This is a genomic window from Methylotenera sp., from assembly GCF_029945535.1.
GTDB lineage: Bacteria > Pseudomonadota > Gammaproteobacteria > Burkholderiales > Methylophilaceae > Methylotenera.
Genome location: NZ_JAQSCU010000010.1, coordinates 60,553 through 87,443 on the forward strand (window position 1 = coordinate 60,553; position 26,891 = coordinate 87,443).

The 26,891-nt window shown below is 41.2% G+C and carries 18 protein-coding genes and 1 tRNA gene; 18 read left to right on the forward strand and 1 reads right to left on the reverse strand.

Features of this window, described 5'->3' with window-relative positions:
• The first annotated feature begins 54 nt into the window (after positions 1–54).
• From PSU72_RS03400 to PSU72_RS03465, 14 genes are all read left to right on the forward strand, one after another.
• Positions 55–128: transfer RNA gene (locus PSU72_RS03400), tRNA-Cys, on the forward strand.
• A gap of 525 nt (positions 129–653) precedes the next feature.
• Complete coding sequence (locus PSU72_RS03405; protein ID WP_300430673.1) at positions 654–1,223, forward strand: PEP-CTERM sorting domain-containing protein; 570 nt, start codon at positions 654–656, stop codon at positions 1,221–1,223.
• Between the two features lie 163 nt (positions 1,224–1,386).
• A complete protein-coding gene (locus PSU72_RS03410; RefSeq protein ID WP_300430674.1) occupies positions 1,387–2,526 on the forward strand; it encodes an NDP-sugar synthase in 1,140 nt (379 codons plus the stop codon).
• A 126-nt stretch (positions 2,527–2,652) separates the two neighbouring features.
• A complete protein-coding gene (gspG, locus tag PSU72_RS03415; RefSeq protein WP_300430676.1) occupies positions 2,653–3,093 on the forward strand; it encodes a type II secretion system major pseudopilin GspG in 441 nt (146 codons plus the stop codon).
• A gap of 14 nt (positions 3,094–3,107) precedes the next feature.
• Positions 3,108–4,289 (forward strand): type II secretion system F family protein, encoded by a 1,182-nt coding sequence (locus PSU72_RS03420; protein WP_300430678.1) that lies wholly within the window; start codon positions 3,108–3,110, stop codon positions 4,287–4,289.
• 44 nt (positions 4,290–4,333) lie between these two features.
• Entirely contained in the window at positions 4,334–6,034 is a 1,701-nt protein-coding gene (locus PSU72_RS03425) for a GspE/PulE family protein (RefSeq protein ID WP_300431596.1), read from the forward strand.
• Positions 6,015–6,857, forward strand: coding sequence for a hypothetical protein (locus PSU72_RS03430; RefSeq protein ID WP_300430680.1), 843 nt, complete (start codon positions 6,015–6,017; stop codon positions 6,855–6,857). The genes PSU72_RS03425 and PSU72_RS03430 overlap by 20 nt, the downstream gene beginning before the upstream one ends.
• On the forward strand, positions 6,854–7,393 hold the full coding sequence (locus PSU72_RS03435) for a hypothetical protein (RefSeq protein WP_300430682.1): 540 nt from the start codon (positions 6,854–6,856) through the stop codon (positions 7,391–7,393). The genes PSU72_RS03430 and PSU72_RS03435 overlap by 4 nt, the downstream gene beginning before the upstream one ends.
• Positions 7,394–7,396: 3 nt before the next feature.
• On the forward strand, positions 7,397–7,969 hold the full coding sequence (gene pilO / locus PSU72_RS03440) for a type 4a pilus biogenesis protein PilO (protein WP_300430684.1): 573 nt from the start codon (positions 7,397–7,399) through the stop codon (positions 7,967–7,969).
• Positions 7,963–8,595 carry a hypothetical protein gene (locus tag PSU72_RS03445; RefSeq protein WP_300430686.1) on the forward strand — a complete coding sequence of 211 codons (633 nt, stop codon included), beginning with the start codon at positions 7,963–7,965 and terminating at the stop codon, positions 8,593–8,595. The genes pilO and PSU72_RS03445 overlap by 7 nt, the downstream gene beginning before the upstream one ends.
• Positions 8,596–8,607: 12 nt before the next feature.
• Positions 8,608–10,620, forward strand: coding sequence for a secretin N-terminal domain-containing protein (locus PSU72_RS03450; RefSeq protein WP_300430688.1), 2,013 nt, complete (start codon positions 8,608–8,610; stop codon positions 10,618–10,620).
• A 15-nt stretch (positions 10,621–10,635) separates the two neighbouring features.
• On the forward strand, positions 10,636–11,130 hold the full coding sequence (locus tag PSU72_RS03455) for a type II secretion system protein (protein WP_300430690.1): 495 nt from the start codon (positions 10,636–10,638) through the stop codon (positions 11,128–11,130).
• Positions 11,131–11,136: 6 nt separating this feature from the next.
• Positions 11,137–11,547, forward strand: a complete 411-nt coding sequence (locus tag PSU72_RS03460) for a type II secretion system protein (RefSeq protein WP_300430692.1) — start codon at positions 11,137–11,139, stop codon at positions 11,545–11,547.
• Positions 11,548–11,605: 58 nt separating this feature from the next.
• Positions 11,606–12,022: a type II secretion system protein gene (locus tag PSU72_RS03465; RefSeq protein WP_300430693.1), complete on the forward strand. Its 417-nt coding sequence runs from the start codon at positions 11,606–11,608 to the stop codon at positions 12,020–12,022.
• A gap of 38 nt (positions 12,023–12,060) precedes the next feature.
• Here PSU72_RS03465 and PSU72_RS03470 read toward each other — a convergent pair whose 3' ends face one another.
• Positions 12,061–12,678 carry a lytic transglycosylase domain-containing protein gene (locus PSU72_RS03470; RefSeq protein WP_300430695.1) on the reverse strand — a complete coding sequence of 206 codons (618 nt, stop codon included), beginning with the start codon at positions 12,676–12,678 and terminating at the stop codon, positions 12,061–12,063.
• A gap of 257 nt (positions 12,679–12,935) precedes the next feature.
• On the opposite strand from PSU72_RS03470, the gene epsA reads away from it, so the two are divergent.
• From epsA to PSU72_RS03490, 4 genes are all read left to right on the forward strand, one after another.
• A complete protein-coding gene (epsA, locus tag PSU72_RS03475) occupies positions 12,936–13,724 on the forward strand; it encodes an XrtB/PEP-CTERM-associated transcriptional regulator EpsA (RefSeq protein ID WP_300430696.1) in 789 nt (262 codons plus the stop codon).
• 367 nt (positions 13,725–14,091) lie between these two features.
• On the forward strand, positions 14,092–14,880 hold the full coding sequence (locus PSU72_RS03480) for a PEP-CTERM sorting domain-containing protein (RefSeq protein ID WP_300430698.1): 789 nt from the start codon (positions 14,092–14,094) through the stop codon (positions 14,878–14,880).
• 128 nt (positions 14,881–15,008) lie between these two features.
• A complete protein-coding gene (locus PSU72_RS03485; protein ID WP_300430700.1) occupies positions 15,009–16,307 on the forward strand; it encodes a hypothetical protein in 1,299 nt (432 codons plus the stop codon).
• Positions 16,308–16,584: 277 nt separating this feature from the next.
• Positions 16,585–26,868, forward strand: a complete 10,284-nt coding sequence (locus PSU72_RS03490; RefSeq protein ID WP_300430702.1) for a filamentous haemagglutinin family protein — start codon at positions 16,585–16,587, stop codon at positions 26,866–26,868.
• Positions 26,869–26,891 lie beyond the last annotated feature (23 nt).

A 26,891-nucleotide genomic window follows, 5' to 3' on the forward strand; every position in this document is an offset into this window, starting at 1 on the left:
TTTTAGTTTCAGCTTTTAATGTAGAATTATTGTTCATAATAACTCTACACATAAGGCGCGATAGCAAAGCGGTTATGCCGCGGCCTGCAAAGCCGTTTAGACCAGTTCGACTCTGGTTCGCGCCTCCAAAAATTTCTAGTCAATCATATCATCAGTAATTTACGTGCCTATTTCACTTGGTTTCTACCTAAGTTTGTTTCTTGGAAGAAATTACTGCGTGCTTGCGGAGAATATAAGCTATGCGTTTCTTGGTGTCTGAAATAGCGTAAACGGGTAGTTTATTTCTAATTTTTAGCAGACTAAACTTACAAAATTAATTTAACTCTACTCAAGTTGATTAACTCTCCGTCGTAATTAGCTAGCCTGCAACGAAACTTGAGACTTCAAAAGTTTATTCCCTACTTCCATCATAAGTTTTACCTAAATATTTTTTGAATTTATTTGTATCTAGTCGACATCGACTCAATTAATCCAACCGACTCCAATTAAGAAAAACAGATGATACAAATGTTACAGTATCATTTCATAACACCACCCATTTGGTCTACTGTAGTCTTAGTAGACTATGATTTTTACCCTAAATAAATTTAGATTGTCATATTCCGAGGCTAATCTGAACATCCAACTTTGGAAATACTATTTAGGAATGAATTATGAAGCTATCAAACTTTGTCTTGGCAATTACCTTTGCTGTTGCACCTGCAGTTGCAGCTGCGAATAATCACGACAGTTCTAAGCACGACCGTGCAAAAAACATTTTTGTTGCTAATGAAGATGAACGTTTTTTCAAGGACTTCTCAAAACCGATGGCTGATTTAGATAGTCATTATCTTGTAGGGGCGTCAAATAAATTCTCATCCTATTCAAAACCAGACGATCGTAAACAATTTTCAGTCGATAGTTTCCAATCAAAATTTGAGTCTGAGAGTAAGTATTCTGAAGTGATTAGCTGGTTTGGTGGTTATAAGTTTTTAACTGAGAATAACTCTAACTATTTTTTACAGGCTGTTAATAATCATTCTGCATTTCTAGTGTTTGTGGTATTTGGCGAGAAGCTTAAAGGTTTAGATTGGGATCAACATGGATGGGGAGGTCATAATGGCTCAAATAACCATCACAACTGGGATAATACCCATTGCGACCCAGTTCCGGAGCCAACTGCCTACGCATTAATGTTAGCTGGCTTACTAATGCTTGGTTTCATCAAACGTAGAAAAAATTAATATATGCAGTTATTGACTATGCGGCTTATTTTAAGCCGCATTTTTTTAATACATTTAGTGTTTTATTAAGTCGGTCATTAATCGTTAATAATTAGACTCTATAGTTCGATCCTATATATCAACTCCTTGATATTAGCTCTGATATTCCAAGAAAGTTTAAGTAATGAAAGCCATGATTTTAGCCGCGGGTAAAGGTACGCGAGTACGTCCTTTGACCTATGAGCTTCCTAAGCCGATGATTCCGCTATTAGGTAAGCCTGTAATGGCATACCTTATAGAGCACTTAGCAAAACATAATGTTAATGAAGTCATGGTTAACGTTAGTTACCTGCATGAAAAAATACAACAATACTTTGGTGATGGTCATCGATTTGGTATTGAAATTGGTTACTCTTTTGAGGGCGATATCAGTAACGGAAAGATTGTTCCTAGCCCCGTTGGTTCAGCTGGCGGTATGCGCAAGATTCAAGATTTCGGTGGTTTTTTTAATGAAACTACCATTGTGATATGTGGCGATGCAATTATTGATTTAGATATCACAGCTGCAGTTGCTGAGCACCGCAGGAAGGGTGCTTTAGTGAGTTTAGTGGCAAAAGAAGTACCTATGGATAAGGTGTCAGATTACGGTATTGTGTTGACTGATGAAAATGGAAAGATTGTTTCTTTTCAAGAGAAGCCAAGTCAGACTATAGCCAAATCCAATCTCGCTAGTACAGGTATTTATATATTCGAACCTGAGGCGATTAATCTTATTCCATCAGGCAGTACCTTTGATATAGGTTCAGATTTATTTCCATTACTGGTAGACAAAGGTTTACCTTTCTATGCGATTAACCAAAATTTTAATTGGATTGATATTGGGCTAGTCACTGATTACTGGGAAGTCATGCAACAATTGATGCAGGGTGAAGTACCCTCAATGAACATGCCAGGTAAGCAAATTAGACCAGGCGTATGGGTAGGCTTGAATGTTCGTATTGATTGGGAAAATACAAAGATTGAAGGCCCTGTGTATATAGGTTCGGGCGCTCGTGTAGATAAAGGTGCTGAGATTGTTGGTCCTACTTGGATTAGCGATGGTTGCCACGTGCAGCGGGGCGGCAAAGTCGTGCGTAGCGTCTTATTTGAATACACCCGTGTTGGACAAGATTTCAGCTTTGAAGAAATGATCGTCTGCGGTGAGTACTGTGTTGATAAGTACGGCAGAATGGTGCATGTAGATGACGATAGCTGTGACTTGATTTGGTCGGATGCGCGCGAGAAAGTCATTTATCCAATGGATTATGCGCAAGCAAGGATTTAACTCTAGGTTGTAAATGCTCGAGTGAAAGCATGCCATTGCTTTGTGACAAAAATGTCACAAATATGAAATCTTACTGAAAACAAGAATGACTAAAATTGCCACGTGAAATTCACTATGTGCAAATATATGTCAAATTTAAATGTTTTTAAGCTTCGCCAGCAATCTAAAGCTCAAGGTTTTACACTGCTTGAATTGTTAGTCGTGATGGTCATCATTGGCTTGCTTGCTGGTTACGTTGGCCCAAAGTATTTTGAACAAATTGGTAAGTCTGAAACTAAAACCGCACGTGCGCAAATCGACTCACTCGGTAAGGCTTTAGATCAATATCGTATTGATGTTGGGCAGTATCCTAGTTCTGAGCAGGGCTTAGCTGCGTTAAATAAAAACGTTGCAAATGACGCAAAATGGTCTGGTCCGTATCTTAAGAAGGATGTCCCGAATGACCCGTGGAATAAGCCTTACCTCTATAAGGCACCAGGTGAGCATGGAGATTTTGACTTATATTCTTTAGGTAAAGATGCGCAGCAGGGCGGAACTAAAGAATCAGAAGACGTCGTTAGCTGGTAACTTAGTTCAACTCGATGGAATTTCAAGTTAAAGCCGTTCGTGGAAAAGAAATGGTGCTGTTAAGCATTTCGGCTGCCCATGCCCAAGACGCACTTGCACAAGTGCAGTCGCGAGGATTCACACCAATTACTGCAAAGTCTACAAGTTCCGCACTAAGTAATCGTCAAAACAAAAAATTCCCCTTAGCTTTATTTAGCCAAGAGCTGCTTGCCTTATTAGAGGCCGGGTTAAATCTTGTCGAAGCCATTGAAACGCTTGCTGAAAAAGAGCAAGGCAATCAAATAAAACATACGCTAGATGCCTTGTTGCAGGCTTTATATCAAGGGCAGACATTTTCATCAGCATTAGAACAGCAACCATTGATTTTTCCAGTTTTATACATTGCTACAGTTCGCGCCAGCGAGAAAACTGGTGATTTGCCAGAGGCTTTAAGTCGCTATGTGAGCTATGAGCAGCAGCTGGGTTTGGTAAAGAAGAAAATAGTATCTTCTTCAATCTATCCAATTTTGTTAATGGCAGTTGGTGGCTTGGTGATTCTGTTTCTACTCGGCTTTGTTGTGCCTAAATTTAGTCGAATTTATGAAGGTACTGGCGGAAATCTACCATTTTTGTCACAGGTATTATTAGCCTGGGGGCTTTTTTTGGAAAGCCACGGTAAAGAGTTGCTCATATTTGTAGTGTTGTTTATTGCAGGTTTGGTCTTTGGTTTATCACAAGCTTCAGTGCGTAAATCAATCATACAACTTATCTGGAAAGTACCAGCGCTGGGCAAGCGATTACGTATTTTTCAATTAGCACGATTTTATCGAACTTTAGGCATGCTGCTTAAGGGTGGCACATCGATTATCGTCGCTTTGGATTCTGTTGCAGGTTTATTGGATGTGGTGCTTCAGGCGAAAATGAAGCAAGCATCTGCTGCAATACAAGAAGGGCAGACTATTTCAGTGGCGATGGAGCAAGCTGGCTTAACAACGCCGATTGCACTACGTATGCTACGTGTAGGCGAACGTGGCGGAAGAATAGGCGACATGATGGAGCGTATTGCCTCATTTTATGATGAAGAGCTAGCACGCTGGATTGATTGGTTTACCAAGCTATTTGAACCCATATTGATGTTGCTAATAGGGCTGGTAATCGGCGTTGTTGTTTTACTTCTTTACATGCCAATTTTTGAGCTAGCAGGAAACATTCAATGAATGCGATTTTACAAAAATCCGTCAATACGATTGATATTGATGAGATGACCGAGCTTAAAAATCCTATCGTCATTCATGTGGAGCAGATTAGGCAGGCTAAATCACAAGCGAGCATCCAGCAACGCCGAATCGTTGAGATATTAGAAGACCTTACTCAATACAATCAAGAAGACTTTTTGCAAGCGCTAAGTCAAACGCTGCATTTTGACGCGATTAGCATGAAAGAGCTTCATAGCTTGACCGCAGCTTTTGAAATCATCCCATTTTCGAAGGCGCAGCAGAAAGAGTGTCTAGCTTTTATATCAGATGAAAACACGCCAAATTATAAGCTGATATTAGTGTTTGCGGATCCGTTTAATGAAAGCTTACAAGAGTGGGCGTTAGAAAATATTAAACAAGCCTTTACGTGGCGTTTAGCGCATCGCAACGATATTGCAGCATTTTTAGCGCGTCATGAGGAAACCATGCGCGCGATGGATGGTATACATGGCGAAGAGAATCACCCTATAGCGGAAGCAGACGAGGCCGTTGCCAATTTATCATTAAAGTCGATTAATGAAGATTCCAACCCAATAATTAAGCTGATTAACTCGACGCTTTACGATGCGTTAAAAATCGGCGCTAGTGATATTCATCTAGAGTGTTCTAGTTCAGGTTTATCTATTAAATACCGCATTGATGGCGTAATGAACGGCGTCGGTGGTATGCAAGGTATGGATAATGCAGACCAGGCAATTTCACGCGTTAAGGTGATGGCACAGCTTGATATTGCTGAACGACGCACGCCACAAGATGGGCGTTTTAAAGTGATCGTTCAAGGCCGTGATGTCGATTTTCGAGTTTCTATCATGCCTAGTGTGTTTGGCGAAGATGCGGTTTTACGTGTACTTGATAGAAAAGCGCTTTCAGAAGAAGCACAAGGGCTAAGCTTACATGTCTTAGGCTTTGATGAAAAAATAATCACACAATTCCGTCGCTTAGCGCTTGAGCCTTATGGCATGGTATTAGTCACAGGGCCTACTGGTAGCGGAAAGACCACTTCACTCTATGCGGCAATCTCAGAGGTGAATACTGGGCACGATAAAATCATTACGATTGAAGACCCCGTAGAGTATCAATTGCCTGGTGTGTTGCAAATTCCGGTCAATGAGAAAAAAGGCCTCACTTTTGCAAAAGGCTTACGCTCAATTTTACGGCATGACCCTGACAAAATTATGGTCGGTGAGATTCGAGACTCTGAAACCGCACAAATTGCCGTTCAAGCTGCACTCACAGGGCATTTGGTGTTCACCACGGTTCACGCTAATAACGTATTAGACGTGATTGGCCGCTTCATGCACATGGGCGTCGACCCCTATAACTTTGTTTCTGCGATGAACGGCATTATGGCACAACGCCTCATACGCTCTATTTGCCCCCACTGCGCTGAAGACTACCAACCGGATAACCAATTGTTAGCTGATTCAGGCATTAGCCAAGAAATGGCAATTGGTATGAAGTTTAAAGAAGCTAAAGGCTGCGGGCATTGCAGAGGCACAGGCTATCGCGGTCGAAAAGCCGTTGCAGAGTTACTAATACTTAATGATGAGTTACGAGAAATGATTGTTGCACGAGAACCAATACGCAAGTTAAAAGAAGCCGCAAAAAGAAGTGGAATGCGCACAATAAGAGAAGCTGCTCTTGAAGCGGTAGGCAATGGATTAACCACTTTACAGGAGATCAATCGTGTCACTTTTGTTGGTTAACCAGGTGTTGGCCGTGCTAGGAACAGACAGCGTTGCTGTTGTGAGGCGAACGCTAGGGTTACGTCGACGCATTGTTGATCAAAAACAAGTGCATTTCCCAAAGCAAATAGATAATTCAAATGCTGAAGTAGTGATTTGGCAGCCCGCGATTAATCAACTTGATATTTTGATTAATACTATGAAAGTAAAGCCAAAGTCTAAGCTCGACATTACGCTGGCAAGTGAGTTTGTGCGATATTTGGCGCTTCCTCCACAGCCGTTATACATGAATACAGCTGAGAAAATAGCCTATGCGACTGCAGCCTATCGAGAAATTTACGGTTCAGTGGTGGATGAGTGGGAGGTAAGGCTACAAGACACAGCTATGCATGACACAACAATTGTCGCAGCCATCGATAAGCGACTACTAGAAACACTCAATCAAGTTGCACTTAAATACCAGCTTAAACTCATCACTGTAAAACCTTATCTGATGAGTGCATTTAACAAGTTAACCAAACAAATCGGCCGTAGTAGTGGATACCTAGTCATTGTTGAATTTAAGCGATTGTTGTTGATTAACTTACAGCAAGGCAAATGTGTGAATGTCCGTATGTTTAACTTGGGCAGTGATTGGCAAGCTGAGTTGAAAAGTTTGATGGTTCGTGAGTCCGTACTCAGTGAAAGCAACACAAGTGACAACAAAAGTAGAGAGATTCTAGTTTATGCACCAGTTCAGAAAAACATTGTAATTAATAGCATCGACGGTTGGCAGCTAAAGCGTATCAACACCTTGAATAAATTAAGTAATTATCACTTTGCAATGCTTGAGGCTGCACTGTGAGATTGCAGTTAGACTTTATTAATCAATCGACTTTCTCAATATCAAGCTGGAGCTTGGCCGGGCTAGCTGTTTTATTGACTAGTGTAGTGATGGCTATTCTTACTTGGCAACTTTATGAAGGTAGAGTGCTTGAGCAGAGTGCAGTTGCATTTAAAGTAAGCCAAATGAGTCGCCAGATTGCTCATGAGAAACCACAGATCCAAATGGTTAAGTCAGAAATATCCTCAGAGCAGATGCAACAGATTCAGGTGACGATTGGGGCGCTGATTATTCCGTGGGGTGAGCTTTTACAGGGCATTGAGAAGTCTGATATGCAGGATATTGCCTTGCTTAGTTTAGAACCAAACAGCAAAAAACAACTAGTTAGCATTGTAGGGGAGGCTAAGAATTTGCAAGTGGCATTGGACTATATCCAGAAGTTAGAAGCGCAACCCATGCTAGATAAGGTCTACCTGCAAAAATACAATATTGATGAGGCTCATCCATTTAAACCAGTGAAGTTCACATTATCGGCACAGTGGCTGTTGTCAGAGTAATAAATGATGAGAAAACTGGATATATATTATTTTTACTGGTTGTTGGGCAGAGCTGTTAGAGCACTTGGCTTATGGGGCTTGGTCGGGGCTGGAGTATTGCTTGGCTGCATCATATTTTATATAGTGAAAATAGATACGCTAGAGCAGCAAATTAAATCAACTCAATATGAATTGAGTCATACAAAGAAAAATGTAACGAATATAGCTCGCCCGCAAGCATTGCCTTTGCAGACAACTACGCAAGATATAAACGAGTTTTACAAGAGGTTTCCTGTAGGAGCTAGCTTACCTAAGTGGTTGAACTTGATTGATGAGATCGCAATTAAACAGCATTTAATTTTAAATCGAGGCGATTATAAATTTTCGCAGACCAAACAGGGACAGTTGTTACGCTACGAAATAGTCATACCAGTTATGGGGAAATATACGCAAGTCCATCAATTTATTGCGGATGTCTTACACGCATTACCTGCATTAGCATTAAGTGATCTACAAATTAAACGAGAAAACTCTTTATCACCGACAGTTGAAGCGCGGTTAGTGTTCGTACTGTTTTTAAAAGGTGATGCATGGTAAATATTACTAAAGCTGAGAATAGCAAAGCAAAAACATCTAATAAATGGCTTTATATCGTGTTGTTTATTACCTTAGTTTTCACGGCGTGGACTGCGTTTAAGGGCGAAGACGCTGACAAAGAGGCCAATAATCAACTTGAAGTAAATAAGACATCAACTGATGATAATCAGACTTCAAAGCGTAAATATGGACAAACTAAACAAGATCAATCATCAGCTTCAAAGAAGATAGAAAACTCCTTAGTTAACAGCCCAATTCCTTGGCATAAATTAGAGCGTGAGCATCTAGATAATAAATCCAGCGATGTATTTAAAGTGCATTCATGGATTGTTGTGCCACCAGTGAAGAAGCTGCCACCAGTCGCACCACCAAAGCCGGAAGCTCCTCCTGTACCTTTTACTTATGTGGGTAAATTAGAAAACTCGCCAAAAGGTACGCAGATTTTCTTAATGGAAAATAACAAACTATTGTCAGTGGTGATGGGTGAGAAAATTAACGCGCAATGGAAGCTGGACAGTGAAGATGTCAGCTCAATTCGACTCACTTTTATACCACTTGATTTAAAGCAAGTCCTATCAAAATCCGCAAGGCAGGTTGTGCCAACAGCAATAGAAGTAAATCAGTAAAAGGACTTATGCATGCAGTTAAATAAAAGTAAATATTACTCAAATCAATTTGATCGACACTATTTATTATTGGCGTTGCTTATATCACAGCTGAATGGCTGCGCTTTTGCACCTTGGGATAAACACAGCGATAAAAATATAACACCAGAAGCCCAAGTTGCTGAGGCAAAACAAAAAGTAGCTAAAGATCCAGATGGAACTGTTAGCCGTAAGAATTTAATTGTGACGAATGAATTAGCTGTGACTAAGCTATTTGCAGAGGCTGAACAGGCTAGGTCAAAGGGCATGTATGAAAATGCCAATAGTATTTATGATCGTGTGCTAGAAATTCTTCCAGATAATCCTAGTGCAATTAACGAAAAAAATAAGGTTAATCGTGAGTTAGCGCAATCAAAAAAACTGGCTAAAGCGGCTGAACTTATTGAGAGTAATAAGTTAGAAGAAGCCAAAGATGTTATTCATGAGGTGCTTATAGAAAACCCTCTTCATGAGCAGGCGCTGAAGCTTCAGCAACAGATTAACGATAAATCAGCCCCGTTGAATTCAAAGCCACCTCAGCTTAAGGTTGAGTTTGATAAGCCTGTGACTTTAGAGCTGCGTGATGTCAATATTAAAATTGCCTTTGAGGCACTGTCACGCGCAACAGGAGTAAATTTCATATTAGATAAAGATATTAAACCCGACGCAAAAGCTACAATTTTTGTTAAAAAAGCGCGTATTGAGGATGCGATTGAAATGGTGTTGTCTAGCAATGGCTTACAGAAAAAAGTGTTGTCAGAAAATACGGTTCTAGTCTTTCCTAGTAGTCCTCAAAAGTTAAAAGACTATCAGGATTTGATGATTCGTAGTTTTTATCTAAGTAACACAACCGCCAAGCAGGTTGCGGCGCTCGTTAAGTCTATGCTTAAAACTAAAGACATATTTGTGGATGATCGTTTGAATATGATGACCATGCGCGATACGCCAGAGGTGATTCGTATCGCAGAAAAATTAGTTGCAGCGAATGATTTAGCCGACCCTGAAGTGATGCTGGATATCGAGGTTTTTGAAGTGAATAGAAGTCGTTTGCAAGAGTTGGGCATTGAGTATCCAAGTCGAATCGGCATAAATAGCCTGATTCCAATCACTACCGTTACATCAGCCACTGGCGTTGTTGCAAGCTCCACGGTCAATACGTCTAGTCAGTTAACTTTAGAAGGTTTGCTGAATCTTAGTAAAAGTCGATTTGATGTATCACCTAACCCAGCCGTCAATTTTAGAAAAACAACAGGTGATGTAAATGTGCTTTCAAATCCAAGAATTAGAGTGCGTAATAATGAAAAAGCCAAAATTTTAGTTGGGGATAAAGTCCCTGTCATCACCACAACCTCAACTGCCAATGTTGGTATTTCTGAAAGTGTGCAATATGTTGATGTTGGTTTAACGCTTAATGTTGAGCCAAGAATTACGCCTGATAACTATGTGAATATTAAAATCGCGCTTGAAGTGAGCTCTCTTGGTGAAAAAACGGTGACAAGAAATGGTGCAACCGTCTACACCATAGGAACACGTAACGCTAATACCATATTGCGTCTAAAAAATGGTGAAACTCAGGTGCTTGCTGGTTTGATATCGGACGATGAGCGTAAGAATACGAGCAAATTGCCAGGTCTTGGTGATATTCCTTTAATCGGACGTTTATTTTCAAACCAGCAGGATCAGAAAAGTAAGACTGAAATCGTTTTGGCAATTACACCTAGAATCGTTTCGAATATAACAAGACCAAGTGCAGAAATTTCTGAATATTGGTCTGGTACAGATACGGTAATTTCAGATAAACCAATCCTTAATATGCCTGCATCTACTGAAGCTATGACTCCAGAAGAGAGAGCCAAAGAAAGACTTCGCTTAAGGCGCGAAGGTAATAATCCTGTTGAACAGCCTGCTCCGACCCTAGAGGCACCAGCTCCAGAAACTACAGAGCAATCGCAGCCAGAGACTCCACCTAGCGTCAATCCAGAAGGCACAGAAGTTGTTCCACACTAGTGATAGCTTATTTCTATGAAAAATAGCGGATTTACATTGATAGAGTTGGTGGTGACGGTTGCAATCGTAGCAATTTTAGCGACGGTAGCTCTACCAATGTTGCAGTTGAGCGTACAGCGCGTTAAAGAGAATGAGTTGCGCGCTAATTTACGGCAAATTCGTGAGGCGATAGATGCATACAAAAAGGTGGCCGATATTGAGAATGGCCCAATTAAAAAGACGATAAGCCAATCTGGGTATCCGCCTAGCTTAGATGTGTTAGTCAATGGGGTGGTGGATGAAAAAGACCCCAATAAACATAAAATAAGATTTCTACGTAGCATTCCGCTCGACCCTATGCAGTCGGTCGATCAGGCCAGTAGTCAATCTGGCAATGACTTATTAAATAACTGGGGCTTGCGTAGTTATAAAAGTGAGGCTAACAGCCCCGCTGAAGGTGATGATGTTTATGATGTGTACTCTCGGAGTAAACAAATTGGTATTAACGGCGTTCCTTATAATCAATGGTAAAGCCGTATGAAGCAGATTAATCACCAATACATAAACGGCTTTTATAATAAGAGTAATGGCTTTACTTTAGTTGAGCTTTTAGTTGTATTGTCAATATTAGCGCTATTGCTGACACTTGCTGTACCAAAATATTTTACTAGCATAGAGAAGGCAAAGGATGCCACGTTAAAGCAAGACCTTAATACTTTGCGTGAAAGTCTAGATAAGTATTATGCTGATAATGGTCAGTATCCTAGAACCTTAGATGATTTAGTCGAGCGTAAATACATTCGTAAGCTGCCTGTTGATCCAATCACCGAAAAAAATAATACTTGGATATTTACGCCGCCAGAGCCGCCTTTAGAAGGAGATATTTACGATATCCATAGTGGTTCAAAAGGTGTGGCAAAAGATGGTACTCGCTATGAGGACTGGTAACAATAACCTTAATTTGCATAGCCAATGCTTAGGCTTTACTTATATAGGTTTAATGATCATGGTCGCAATATCTGGTATCGCTTTGGCAGGTGTTGGCATTGTCTGGCATCAAGATATGCAGCGCGAAAGAGAGAAAGAGTTACTTTTTATTGGTAATGCCTATCGTCAAGCGATTGGTAGCTATTACGAGAGCAGTCCATCAGATACAAAACAATACCCTAGAAAATTAAGCGATTTAATTCTTGATAGCCGATTCCCAAATATCAAACACCATCTACGTAAGCTATATAGTGACCCTGTCACGAGAGAGGGTGAATGGGGTTTAGTTTTAGTTCAAGATAAAATTGTTGGTATTTATAGTCAATCAAGCTTAAAGCCGATTAAAAGAAAAGAGTTTCCATCGCAATACGGAGATTTTAGTGGCGCCAAAGAATATAGTGACTGGAAGTTTATTTATACGCCGGGCTCGTCGTAAATCTATTTAGACAATAGAACTTGTTAGTCACTTTGTTGCTATGAATACTGCTTATAGTACTTTAATACTTTAGGCACATAGTTCACTGTTTCTTTATACGGTGGAATTTTCCCGCCAAATTTCTGGACTGCGGCTGGACCAGCGTTGTAAGCGGCCAAAGATAATTTTAAATCCCCATTAAATATCTTAAGCAACTCTCGCAAATATTTTGCGCCAGCTAAAATATTTTGTTTGGGATTGTTTTTATCTAGCACATTAAACCGACGTGAGGTTTCTGGCATTAACTGCATTAACCCATAAGCCCCCTTTATTGACTGCGCACGAGGGTTATGTTTAGACTCAACCGCAATTACCGCGTGAATCAACGCAGGTTCAATTCCAGTTATATTCGCTGCGATGATTACTTCATTATTGAACGGAAGTTTTTTATTATCTTCAGAGCCGACTTTATTCAATGTTGCTACATTTGTAGCAGTATTAGGTGAACTTGGTTCTTCAATCTTAAACGTATAGTTCTGCTCGTTTGAAATATTTGCTATGTTAATTTCATCTGTTTGCGATAAGTCGACATAAACATCTGCTTTAGCAACAAATGACGAAGTTACAGATAAAGCTATCAAGACTTTTAGAGATAGCATGAGATGAATTTTTTTCATTGTGGAAGTTTGCATGTGCAATGTTACAAACTGATGAGAGCTGTCAAATTTAGTCAGAAATTGTGTGGGTACATGGATAAATGAAAACTTTCTTTTAGGTGAGATCTCTAGGTAGTGAGTATTAGTCTTCTGTTATAAAACTGTAAGAAAAGTAACATCTAGTCTTAATCTTAGTGTCACTAAACTAATGAAAAATGATACCCATTATAAAAACTAGAAGAATTATCATCTCTACTCAGTTAAATTCTGGTGTGTCATTGAACAATAGCGATGCTCTAAGTTTAGAGCAGCGCGTTGATTTTATGGATGTAATTTCAGAGTCATTGCGCATTTCACAGCGCACTCATTTATTCAATTGGCTGCAGGGTGGTTTTCAAGGGTTAGTTGGGCATGAGATTATGATTTTCGGGATTAAATCTTCTGAAAATGATTCTTATCATTTTGAATACTTTACTAGCTCACGCTACTTTGGTGATGTCCAATTTTCTGCGGTGATAGAGCGAGACGTAGGTCTAGTGAGTCAGGTACTAAACTTATGGCAAGAAACAAGTTTGCCCTTGTTCGTTAATAACCAAGATAAGCCCATGCAGCATGGCAGCTACAGAGTTGTTAATTTTGATCAAGAGGCTTTGGTGACTTCAGAATTGAAAGACTTTGTCATGTATGGCTTTGGACATAATCAAAGCGAACTATCAAGTATTGTTATTTTTGCCAGGCTGCATAAACAGGCCAATACAGCCTATGCGCAGATGCTGGAGCTGATTATGCCGCATTTACACTGCGTACTTATCAGGGTAACTAGTAATAGAGTCAATACCCTGACTTCTTCTGATAACTTGGGTAGGTTAATTACAAAAAGAGAGTCAGAAGTTTTGCAATGGCTACATATGGGCAAAACCAACTGGGAGATTTCTACCATCTTAGGTATTAGCCCGCTCACAGTAAAAAATCATGTACAGAACGTCATTCGTAAACTCAGCGTTTTAAATAGAAGTCAGGCGGCAGTTAAGGCAGCTAAGCTGGGCTTAATTAGAATGCTCAAGTAGAAATAGAGTAAAATTTTTTATTGTTTTTCGTTTTAAATCCCTCCGTAACGAATCTCCCCGCATCTTAGTTTTTTCTAGTCCGAACGGACTAGTTTTAAAAGCTTAAATTTTACACATTACCTTCAATATCCTACTTATTAATAGTTGCAATTTTTGGTTAGCAAGTCAGAAAAAGCAACTAGTCCACACAGACTATTTATTTTGTTTGGTATGTCATAGGTGGAATGTAAATTGTCACCATCGTTTAAAGGAAATGTTTTAAACGAATTTCAAGTAACGAATATTTTTTTAGTTACTCGCGTTTTTTTTGCTAGTCAATTTTTATGTGTTTTTTTTGATTGTGTTTTTATTTTTAGGGAGATTTACAATGAATTTCAAATTGAAAGCTTTAGTTGCTGCTGCTGTTGTTGCAACAACGATGTCAGGTGCTGCAAACGCTTTGACAAATAACGAAATGTTCTTAGTTGCTTATGATGCAGCTGCTTCAAAAACATTTATCGCTGCTTTAGGTCAAGCTGGATCAGTTTCAGCATTTACTGGCAATACTGATCTATCTATAAGCTATGCAGCTGATGCTAACTGGACAAACTTCATTACTGGCGCTACTGCTGGTGGCGTTACATACCAAGTATTAGGTTTTTACCAATCTAACGCAGCTGCTCCAACGTCATATAACGCTGGTGATAGATTGTTAGCAACATCAAATACTACTCCAAATAGTTTTAGTAACAGTGGTATGAATGGATTAATGTCTGACGTAGCAATTGCTTCAGGCGGAATTGCGCAATTTGAATCTTTGAATGCAGCTATTACTGGAACTTCAACCGGCTTGATAACAGGTGGCGGTTTTGACTCTGGTGCTAAAGTAAGTACTAACGTTTTTGGTAAATACAATGCTTTTAATGCGACAGCTGCTTTAGGTGATAGCTTGAATTTCTATAGCATTACAAGACCAGTAGCTACTTCAAACGTAACTCAAACAGTTAAGACTCAGTTCTTAACAAACGGTGTTGGTTCAACAGGTGATACATGGAACTTAAATGCAGCAGGTCAATTAACATACATTGCAGCAGTTCCAGAAGCTGATTCATGGGCAATGGCAATGTTGGGCTTAGGTTTAATGGGCTTTGTTGCACGTCGCCGTACTCGCGCTTAATTCATCTGCCATAACGCTAGCTCTAGGTATTAGAGCTAGCGATGCAAATTACACGTAATGAAATTAAACAGGCTTGCGCATTCAATGCGCTAGTTCAGGTAGGGTTTATCTAAATTTTGGAGAATATTATGCAAGTTAAAAAACTAGTTTTGGCTTTAGCAGTTGCTATCGCAGCACCATCTGCATTCGCAGCTGACCTTTCAACAGGCGTTACTGCAGATAACATTATGTACGTTGTTGGTGCTACTGCTCAAACAAAAGGTATTGCAATTTCTGTAGGTAGATTGTGTGGTACTAATCCACTAATTACTCTTACTGATGGCAAAGCTGTACCAGTTGGTAAAGGTTGGAAATGTAATGCTGCTGCAGGTACAACATACCCTAACTTACCAGGCGTAACAGGCCCATTTGTTGTGCTTAAAAATGAAGGTGGTTCTTTAAACGCAATCACACCATTACGTAACGGTTCTACACAAGGTCAACTTGACCTAACTAACTGTACGGTAACTGGTACAACAGGTACATGTGCTAACACTTTAGTTGCTAAACCAGCTCACATTGGTTTCTCTGATGTTTCACAAAAAGTATTTGCAGCAAAGGGTCAATTAGTAGCACAAACAGCTGGTAATACTTATGTTGCTGATATTACAGTGGGTTCAGCTCAAGGTTTTGGTGTTGTTGTTTCACCAGCACTTCACGCATTGTTAGTAGCTGACCAAGGTGGTACTGCAACTCCTTCAATCAGCAAATCACAATATGCTTCTTTGATGACAGCTACATCTGGTTTCTGGAACATTTTATTACCAAATGGCACTGCACACTTAGCTTTACCTTTAACTTTAGATCGTCGTAGCGTAACTTCTGGTACTCAAGCTTCTGCAGAGCTGTTCTTCTTGGAAAATCCATGTGCTACAGGCCCAAATGCTGGCTCAGTTGGTGCAACACCTGGTACAGCGGCTGGTCAATCTTTTGTTGACGGTTCTGATACATTAATCGTTAAACAAGCTGCTAGTTCAGATGCAGTATTGGCTGATGCAGCTTCAACAACAGCGTATGTGATTGGTGTTGTTTCATTAGAAAATGCACAACCTGCTAGCTCATGGAAGTTTGTAGCTATTGATGGCGTTCACCCAGGTACTGCAAATGCACCTGAGTTCCAAAAAACAAATTTACTTAACGGTAAATATGCTTTTGCTTATGAAACAGTTTTGACTAAATCAACAAAATCAACTTTAGGTGCTCCAGTACTTAATAACATTAATGATTTTTCAAACGCTTTTGTTGCTGATTTAGGTGTTGGTGCTAACTTGGCTACAAGTAACGGTTTGGTTGGTGATCCATTAGCACCAGCTGCTGACTTCTTGGCTGATACAAGCCACTACTCACGTAGCGGTAACGAATGTGCAACTCCACTTGCACAATGGTAATAGGTTAAGTTTTAGTTAATCAAGTAATGGTATTGAATGGATAGCGATCCTATTTGTTCAATCTAGGATGACCATCTCTCTGTAAACAGAGAGATGGTTTTTCTGTTTTATTTTGGATGAGTTTTTTAAAAGCGTTTCAAAAATAGAACAGTTTAATTCAGAGTTAATCAAGTACAAATTTACAGTGCCGCAAATTTTATGGTTTTTGTAATCTGTGGTAGCTAAATTGAAATAATCATCAGCTAGAGTTAGTTAAAGTTTTTTTGAGGAAGTCAGCATGAATTTCGGTCGTTTTCGTTTAGTTTATAGCCAGTATTTGAACATGTTTGTTCCTGTGTCAGAAGCAACAAAATCACATGGGCAAAAAAGCTCTGGTAAGCGCATACGTTCGCGCCATGCCTTAGCTGCTGCAATATTTACTATTGCCTATAGTTACGATGCTTTATCAGCTGACCCCTTACCATCTAATGCCTTGCCAACCTTAGGCGTCATTACCTCTGGTGCAGGTGCGATTAATACCAATGCTGCGGCAATGACGATAAACCAATCTACTAAGAATATGGTGATCAATTGGGGCACATTTAATATCGGTTCAGCCGCTAACGTAAATTTTGATCAGCAATTGGGCGCTACAAGTTCTGTCTTAAATCGAGTGAGTGCATCAGGTGGTCTAAGTCAGATAATGGGTAAGCTAACTGCTAATGGTCAAGTTTATTTGATTAACCCCAATGGTATTTTGTTTGGTAAAGGTGCCTCGGTTAACGTCAATAGTTTAATCGCTTCAACGCTCAACATTTCAGACGATTTATTCAATAAAGGCTTCTTGTCACTTACAGATGGGTCAGCTGCATTTTCTGGCGATGCTAGCGGGTTTATTCAGGTGGATTTAGGCGCAACGCTAACAGCTGCCAGCGGCGGAAAAATCATGATGTTTGCGCCTAATATCGAAAACAATGGTTTGATTAGCACCCCAGATGGACAAACCTTACTTGCTGCAGGTCAAAAAGTATATTTAGCGGCAAGTGATAACCCTAATTTACGCGGTCTGTTGGTAGAGGTGGATAACGGCGGTACAACGACTAATACTAATCTTGGTAACATTATTGCGGAACGTGGCAATATTACCCTTGCTGGTATAGCTGTGAATCAAAATGGCCGCGTAAAGGCTACAACATCGGTTACCGCCAATGGCTCTATTAAAATCCAGGCACAGGACACTACAACTACATTATTAGATCCTGTTAAAAATGTAACAACGCGATTTGCTACTAAAGGTGGAACGGCAGTACTAGGTGAAAATAGTATTACTGAGGTGTTACTTGATGCTACAGATAAGGCAACCGTTTTAGATAGTGCAACGGTGAATAAATCTAAAGTGGATATTAGCGGCCAAAGCATACATTTGATGAAAAATGCCATGATTATTGCACCTAGTGGCAATGTGGGTTTGTTTGCGGGATTAAACCCAAATGCTCCAACTATTCTTGATTCAAATTCTAGTGCAGTGGCTAATGCTAGTCGCGTTTATTTTGATAGCGGCAGTGTCATTGATGTGAGTGGTGTAGGTAGCGGCAGCACTGTAGCTGATAGAGCTGGAGAAACTGCGGCGCAAGTTTCAGTGGCAAGCAATGTGGTGCAGGCTGAATTACGTTCAACGCAATTACGCGACTCACCCTTACAGCGTGATGGAATCCTCAATAAAGCTAAAGTTTATGTAGACGCTAGAGCGACGGGTGTAAATGGTAACGTTGGCACTTCTGTGGCTGATGTGAGCGGGTATACCTCAGCAATTCAGCACGGTGTTAAGGAGCGTTTAGCCACAGGGGGCGCTGTAAAAGTACAGTCTGAAGGCGATATCGTATTTGCACCCACTGCAACGATTAATGTTTCTGGTGGTAAGGTGGATTACACAGGTGGCACTGTCACCAAAACAAGGTTGTTAGCTTCTAATGGTCAATCTTATGATATAGCTAATGCCTCAAAAGACTTGAAGTATGTTGATATTCAAAATGTCAGTTATCAAGAGCAGGGCTACACATCAGGAAAAGATGCAGGTAGCATATCGTTTAGCGCGCCAGCCATGGTGCTTGAGGGTAAGCTAAAAGGCGATACTATTTCTGGCATACACCAGCGCACTAACTTGACTAAGCCTAAAGGCGCCACTTTACAGATAGGTCAAAACAAGGCAAATGCAGCAGATACCGAGCTACTGAAACAGACTTACGTATTGCATTCGGACTTAATATTAGATGCTTCACACGTTGCTAGTGCATTACCTGCTTTCGGCGATGATTTAAGTAAAGAGCAACAACAAACCTTACTGCTGGGTTCAAATTTCACTGCGCCAACCGGATTTAACAGTCTTTTATACTATGCTGATGGTCAAATTACCGTAAAGAGTGGTACGAACCTTAGCGTAACCCCAAGTGGTAATGTCACCTTGAATGGTGGCGGGGTTGATGTGCAAGGCAATATAACAGCACACAGTGGCACGGTAGATTTATCTGCGAAAAATAGAGAAGGCTACATTGGTAAACAAGCTACATTTACAAACAACGCTGGTAGCAATGTTAAGGTTGGCAGTGCTAGTACTTTAGATGTAAGTGGCTTATGGACAAATGATAGAGTAAACCCAACAGCGACAGACACGATAGCTGTAGATGGCGGAAAAATTAATATCTCAGCCTCTAGTGAAACTGGTGCTGGAGATATCACATTGGCAAAAGGTAGCGTTGTTAATGCCTCTGGCGGCGCATGGTTAAACGCGAGTGGAAAGCTGAGTAGTGGTAAGGGTGGTGACATTAAGCTGTTAGCGAGTGATGGCATTACAGATGACAAAACTACTTCACATACTGGCAAGTTAAGATTAGATGGCACTTTACGCGCCGATTCATTAGCAACAGGTGGTAGCTTAAGTCTTTCTTCTGGTACCGTCACAATAGGAACCACTGCATTAGGGACGGCTGGCGAAACGTTGATTGACCCTACTTTATTCCAAAATGGTGGGTTCACCTCGTATGATATCAATGGTTTTGAAGGCTTAACCTTAGCAGACAATACCAGTATAGCTCCCGCAGCACTTACCCGCGTGTTAGATAGCGGTTTTGCTATTCAGCAAAGTGGTGCTGATATTACAAAGTTTTCACATTTATCAATGTTGCCAGCCTCAAACGCAGCATTAACCCGTAAAGTGACTAATTTAAGCTTATCTGCCAGTAATCAAAATACAGGTAAATTAACCTTAGGCCTAGGTTCTATTATTACTACAGACCCTGGCGCAAGCGTCAATTTGTTGGCTAAACGTCAGTTAACCATCTTGGGTAGCATCCTAGCTCCGGCAGGTAATATATCAGCCACATTGGGCACAATTGGCAGTTCTATAGGTATCGTCAAAGACGATAGTGTGGATGCTTTGAAGTATAAAGCCGATCAAACACTATGGTTGGGCGCAAACAGCGTACTAGATGTAAGTGGCGTTACCAATAGCTATGTCAATAACAATGGCTTTAATGTTGGCAACGTTAAAGATGCCGGTAATATTACCTTAAAAGCGACAAAAGGCGAGGTGGTGGCAGAGACGGGTAGTCAGTTAAAACTTAATGGTACACATGCGGTACTAGATGTTAAATCTGGCAATAGTTATGTTGCAAAAGATGTCGCTTCTAAAGGTGGTAATTTAAGTATCTCAGCACGCGAAGGCATTATGCTGGATGCCACTATGAGTGCACATGGCGGCAATGAAAGTGTCGCAGCTGGTAACTTATCTATCGCGCTGCCATTGATTGCTGATTTACAGGGATTAATTAGTAGTAATGGCGGCCTTTCTCCTGAAGAGCAGTATCCAACAGTTTCACGCGAAATAGTGCTGAAGGCGACAGGATCAGCAGTACCTGTAGGTCTTCATACTGGCGATTCTATAGATGCCTCCAATAACGGCATTGCCTACGTGTTTGCAGACAAATTACAAAGCGCTGGTTTTGATACCATTCAGCTTGCTAAAAGCGATAAGATCCTCATCGCAGATAGCCTCACTTTAAAAACACGTGGCGCCATCACTTTAGACACACCTAACTTAGTAGTAAATGACGGTGTGGATGCTGTTATTAATGCTTCATATGTTGGCATTGGTAATGGTCAGGTCCTTACGCAGAATGTACTCAACCAACATTTAACACCTGCTGTTGCTGGAACTGGTACGTTAACCGTTAATGCAGATTATATTGATTTGTTTGGACAACAAAATCTGTCTGGAATTGGTAATAAAGACACTTCTACTGGAAAAGGCGGCGCTAATTTTAATAGTACTGGCGATATTCAACTAAGGGGCGTGCTTAAAGATATCGCTGATGATGATGCAACAGTTCCAGTGACTACGCCACTAGGTAAGTTACAAACTGCTGGAGACTTAACCTTAAAAGCTGCTCGTATTTACCCATCAACACTTAGCAACTACACGCTTAGTAGTACTGGTGCAGGCTCGACTATTGCTTTTAAATCGAGCGGTGCGGATACTGGCGTGCCATATTCAGTATTAGGCAAGCTCAATGTAGAAGCGACTAACATCACGCAAGATGGTGTGCTACGCGCCCCGTTTGGCGTGATTAATCTTAAAGCGAGTGACACACTTACGCTTGGTAGCAACAGCCTCACCTCGGTTTCAGCAGAAGGCAAAACCTTGCCAATCGGTTATACCGTAAATGGTAAAGATTGGACTTTTGATGAAGGTAATGGTCGTGTTGCAACGATTAGTAGTTTGCCCGATAAAAATGTGAATTTAGATAGTAAATTCATTGAAACCAAAGCCGGTTCTAAAATAGACATCTCAGGCGGCGGCGACTTATCGGCTTGGGAATTTACAACAGGTACAGGCGGCAGCGATGACGTGTTAGCAGCAAGCGGAGTTTTTGCTGTGATGCCCGATCTTAAAGCTGGCTATATGGCGGGTAATAGTGAGTCATATAGTAATGGCACTTTTAAAGCGGGAGATTCTATTTATCTTTCTGGCGGTAATGGCTTGCCAGCAGGTAATTATGTATTATTGCCAGCGCATTATGCTTTGTTGCCAGGTGCTTATTCTGTTAAAGCGGTTGCAGGCACGCAAGACTTCACTGCACAGCAAAACACACGCAATAAAGATGGCTCAATGATAGTGTCTGGCTATCGTACACAATTTGGCGGTATTACTGCAGATTCACGTGCTTCTGGTTTTATTGTGGCGTCTGGGGCAATCGCCAGAACGCAATCTGAGTTTAGCAATACCTTAGCAAGCAATTATTTTAATCCTGCAAATAGCACAGGTCAGGCTAGCGGTTTACGTTTACCTGCCGATGCAGGTCGCGTGGCAATTAGTGCAGTCAATAATTTGATATTAGATGGCAGCGTTATAGGTAAACATTCAGCAGATTCACGTGGTTCTGAGGTGGACATTAGTTCAGATAAAATCGCGATTTCAGGCGATGGCAGTCAAGAGACTGGCTACTTGACACTCTCTAGCACTAAACTAAATGCCATGGGCGCAGAAAGTCTGGTTATTGGCGGCAAACGCACTAGCGTTGCAGCTGGCACGCAGCTTGATGTCACTGCCAGCAATGTAAAATTGATAGGTGGCGCAAGTTTAACTGGGCAAGAAATTACACTAGCGGCCACTGATACGGTTTCAATGGTAAGTGGTACTTCTGTTAATGCTGCTGGCGCAGCGGTAAAAAATGGTAGCGCGCTGATTATAGGCGATGTGGCTACTGGTGTTAGTGGTGATGGCGCGTTGTTACGTGTTAGCACGGGGGAGCAACGCGATTTAGTACGTAAAAATGTTAGCCAACTGACAGGTAATCTTGATATTCAATCAGGCGCAAAAGTTTCGGCAGATGGTTCTATTATTGCGGATGCAACTAATGCTAACCATGTGAATGGAGATATTGCGGTAGGGGTGGTTGGAAAAGATGGAAAGAGAACTGATGGTGCCGTCCGTCTGGGCGCACCAAACATTAGCTTCGGTACACCAACGACAGCAGTAGGCGGCTTGTTACTTGATAATGATAAATTAGCTGCATTAGGAAACCCAAGCAATATCCAATTAAAATCGTACAGCACCATAGATTTTTATGGCACTACAAAAGTGGGTAATGATAAGCTGAAAAGCTTAACACTAGAAACGGCTGGTTTTAAAGGCTATAACAGTGCAAGCGATACGGTAACACTGACGGCCGATACCGTTAAATTTGCTAATCCAGATGCTGCTACGTATGACCGAAGTGGTACGTTAGGTAGCGGTACATTACAAGTGAATGCTGGTAAAGAAATAGGCTTAGGTAATGGCACTTTCTCCACCGCAGGCTTTAGCAAAGTTAATTTAAAAGCTGACCAAGTGGTAGGTCAAGCCAAAGGTACGTTGGATGTGACCGGTGATCTTAATATTAATGCAGCTCGTATTACAGCAGCAGGTTTGTCAGATCAAACAATTAAAGCCAGTGGTAATTTAGTGACTTCGAAATTCGTGCCTACGAAAGATGGTGTAGTCACTGTTTTAGATAAAGCACCACTCGGTGGCAAGCTAACGTTAGCAGCAGATACCATCACCCACGGCGGCATTATTGATATGCCTTCTGGCACCGTCACACTTAAAGCCGAGGGTTCAGCTGGTGGTGATAGTTTAGTTTTACTATCTGGTTCGCAAATTAATGCTACAGGTAGTGCGAAAATGCTAGGCACGGTGGCAGGTTTAGCCGATGCTGGAACTATTAACCTTCAAACAACCAAAGGCAATATTCGCATGGAGGCTGGTGCGGTGCTTGATGTTTCAGCAACGGGCGGTGCGGGCGCAGGTACAGTCGCAATTAACACCGCAGGTATTGCAGCTTTGGCTGGTACGCTTAATGGTATCGCTGCTGTGGGCAATGGCGTGGGCTTACCTAAGCAAGGTAGTTTTGAGCTAAATGCTAAAACTGTGACTGATTTTAAAGCGTTAAATGTCGAGCTGGAACGCGGTAAATTTAACGAAAGCCGCAATATTCATGTAGCAAAAGGCGATTTAAACGTTGCTGTAACAGACACGGTGACTGCCCATAATGTAACGCTCACTACCGATGATGGTAACTTGACTGTTGCTGGAAAAATAGACGCGACTGGCAACAAAGGCGGTATTGTTAAGCTCAATGCTGGTCAGCAGTTGGATGATGGTAAAGGTAATATCATCCTTGAATCTACTGCACTAATAGACGCTTCAGCCAATATTGCAGCCACCGAAACGGCCGGCTCTAAAGGTGACGGCGGTAAAGTCACTCTAAATACTGCCACTGATAGCGATACTTCACCCTCGATTGGTAGTCGTATTTTAGCTGCTATAGGCAGTGTGATTGACGTTAGAGGTAAAGGCCTAGGCAGCGACGGCAAAGTAGTATTGCGTGCACCACGTTTAGGTATGACAGATAACACTCAAGCTGGCAATGACATTGCCATTACTCAATTTGGCTCCACTGTCAAAGGCGAAAAAGCCAGCATTGTGGCAGAAGGCGTGAAAGTCTATAAAAATGCAGCTGGTGAAGCAAATGTCGTCGTAGACAGTACATTCATAGCAAGTATGCTTGAAGATAATGCTAACTTTTTAACAAATGCTAGCGGAATTAAATCCACGCTAGGTTTAGCGTCTGATGCGCGATTTAAAGTTTCCTCAGGTGACGAGGTACGCAGTACTGGCGATATTACAGTGGCGGATGATCTTGATTTGCACGATGGCGGCCCAGGTGCATTGACCTTGCGTGCTAGAGGCGATGTTAAGGTGAATGGCAGTATTAGTGCAGCTTTTACTACGGCTACCACCGCTGGAGCATTAACTACTGGCGGTACATGGGATTACCGCATCGCAGCCGGTGCAGATTTAAATAGTGCTGATGTGCTTGCAACCAATAACCAAGGCACGGGTGACTTTACTCTGGAGGCTAATAAGCTAATACGTACTGGTACTGGTGATATTGAAATTGCAACTGGTGGTAATTTTAAATTAGATTCCGCAACTTCTGTAATTTATACCGCTGGTGAGCTAGATAATACAGATGATTACATAGCAAGTTTAGGTGCATTTATCAAACCTACAGTAGTTGCAGCTGCCTATAACACTAATGGTGGTGACATTACTCTGGTTAGTAAAGGTAATATTATTGGTGCTGATACTATACAGCTTCCCGCAGATTGGTTGTTTCGCCAAGGTTTAGTCAGCAATGGAAAATATACTTCTAATACCAGTTGGTGGACATACTTTAATAACTTTCAAGAAAACATAGGCGCCTTGGGTGGCGGCGATATTAATATTAAAGCTGGCGGTACGATTAATGATTTGTCTGCTGCGATTGCAACCAATGGGCGTGTTTTTGGTTCAGGCCCCACAGATGGAAAATTAGTCGTTAATGGAGGTGGAGACCTTAATGTTCAAGCCGGTGGAGATATTTCCGGTGGCGTTTTTATGGACGACAAAGGCACCGCAACCATTCGTGCAGGTGGTGGGTTATTAGCTGATACTCATAGTATAAAGACAGTTCTTGCACTGGGTGATGCCGTATTTGATGTCGCCAGCGTGGGTCAATTGAATCTCATGACTGCATTGAATCCGACTATGATAGGTATGGCATCTAAGAACTTAAAGAAAGGTGCAATTACTGGGCAGAATGAATTCTCGACATATGGTCCAGATAGCGCAATAAAGCTGACCTCTGTTGCTAGTGGTATAGAGATTAGTAATGATGTACCACCAAACGACTTCTCTTCAACAAACTCACCATTTAATCTAGAGTATCATTTATTCCCTGGCACCCTTGAAGTGATAGCGTTGGCTGGTGATGTTGCGGTGAATGGTCGGTCGCCGATGGTTTTAATGCCAGCATTACGAGGTAATTTACAATTAGTCACTAGTGATTCTTTACAATTAAATGCTGCAATTATTGTTTCTGATCGAGATCCTTTACTTCTGCCTACCGTGTTAAATCCTGTTTCTAAGGCAGAGTTCAAAGAGATTTTAAATAAAATTTCTACAACAGATTCAGGATCTGTAGATTCTCTTAAGCACGCTGCTACTCCGCTGCATCAAGCAGATAGTGAGCCGATTGTGGTTTATGCAGGTAAAGATATAGAGGGTCTTAGTACGGGTACCTTTAGTCTATTGTTGCCGAAAAAAGCAAACATATATGCTGGAAATGATATTAATAACTTTGCCATATTTGGACAAAACTTAAACGCATCAGATGTCACTACAATTTCCGCTGGCCATGACTATAGTGTTGGTTTAAACGGTGTTTTATGGGGTGGCCCTGGGTATCTCGATATTTCAGCAGGTAGAAATATTGATTTAAACACCAGTTTTGGCATTGTCACACGCGGTAATTTGGATAATCCATTTTTACCTGAAGCTGGTGCTGGTTTGAGTGTATTAGTGGGCGCTGCGGCGGCAGATGATAAAGCATTTATTGCCAAGTATTTAGATCCTGCCAAAAGCAAATCATATAGTAGCAACTTAACCAACTTTGTTAGAAAGGTAAATGGTATAGATGAGGCTAAGAATTTGAGCGATGCTGATGCTTGGGCTCAATTCCAAATCATGGACACGCAACTACAACATCAGTTTGTTCAAACTACCTTTTTTAGTGAATTAAAACAAGCTGGTGTTGACCACAATAACGGCTCTGGCACCTATAAGCGTGGATTTGATGCAATTGCGACATATTTCCCGAATGCTAAATATGATGGAAAATTAGACCTAGCATTTAGCCAACTTAAAACTGAACGTGGTGGTGATTTAAATGTAATGGCACCAGGTGGCAGCATTGTGATTGGTTTGCCTAAAACCCCTGAAGCATTACTTGTGGAAAAAGCTAAAAGGGCAACAAACCCAGAATCTATATTGGGTATGTTCACAGTGAAAGGCGGCAATATCAATCTGTTCAGTAAGGGCAATATTGATGTGGCGCAATCTCGTGAGTTTACGATTGCAGGTGGTGATATTTTAAACTGGTCAAGCGAAGGCGATATTGATGCGGGTAAAGGTTCTAAAACCGCTACCTCTGCACCTCCACCATTAATTAGAACAGATGAAAAAGGCAATACAGTTGTTGATTTATCTGGCGTGGTCTCAGGTAGTGGTATTGGTACTTTGCAGACGCTAGCATCCGCTCCTCTTGGAAATGTGTACTTAATTGCGCCCGCGGGCACTGTAAACGCAGGTGATGCGGGTGTGCGTGCGTCTGGGGACATATTCGTTGCGGCCAATGCTGTCAGTAATGGAGATAACTTTAACGCGGGAGGTAAATCAAGCGGTGTGCCAGTAGCAAGCACAGGTAGCATTAGCTTTAATGCTCCAGCTTCTGCAGATTCAACGGCTACTACTAAACAAGGTGATCAACTCGGCGCTGCAGATAAGCTTGGTCAAAATAGCAAGCTTGCGGCATTACCTTCTGTTATCAGTGTGGAAGTGATTTCATTAGGAGATGAGTCTACCCCAGCAGTAAAGACTGAAATATCAACTAAGTCTGAGACATCTACCAAAAAAGATAAAGATGGGAAAAATAAAAAAGACTAAGCATATTGTTTCTTAGTCGCCTC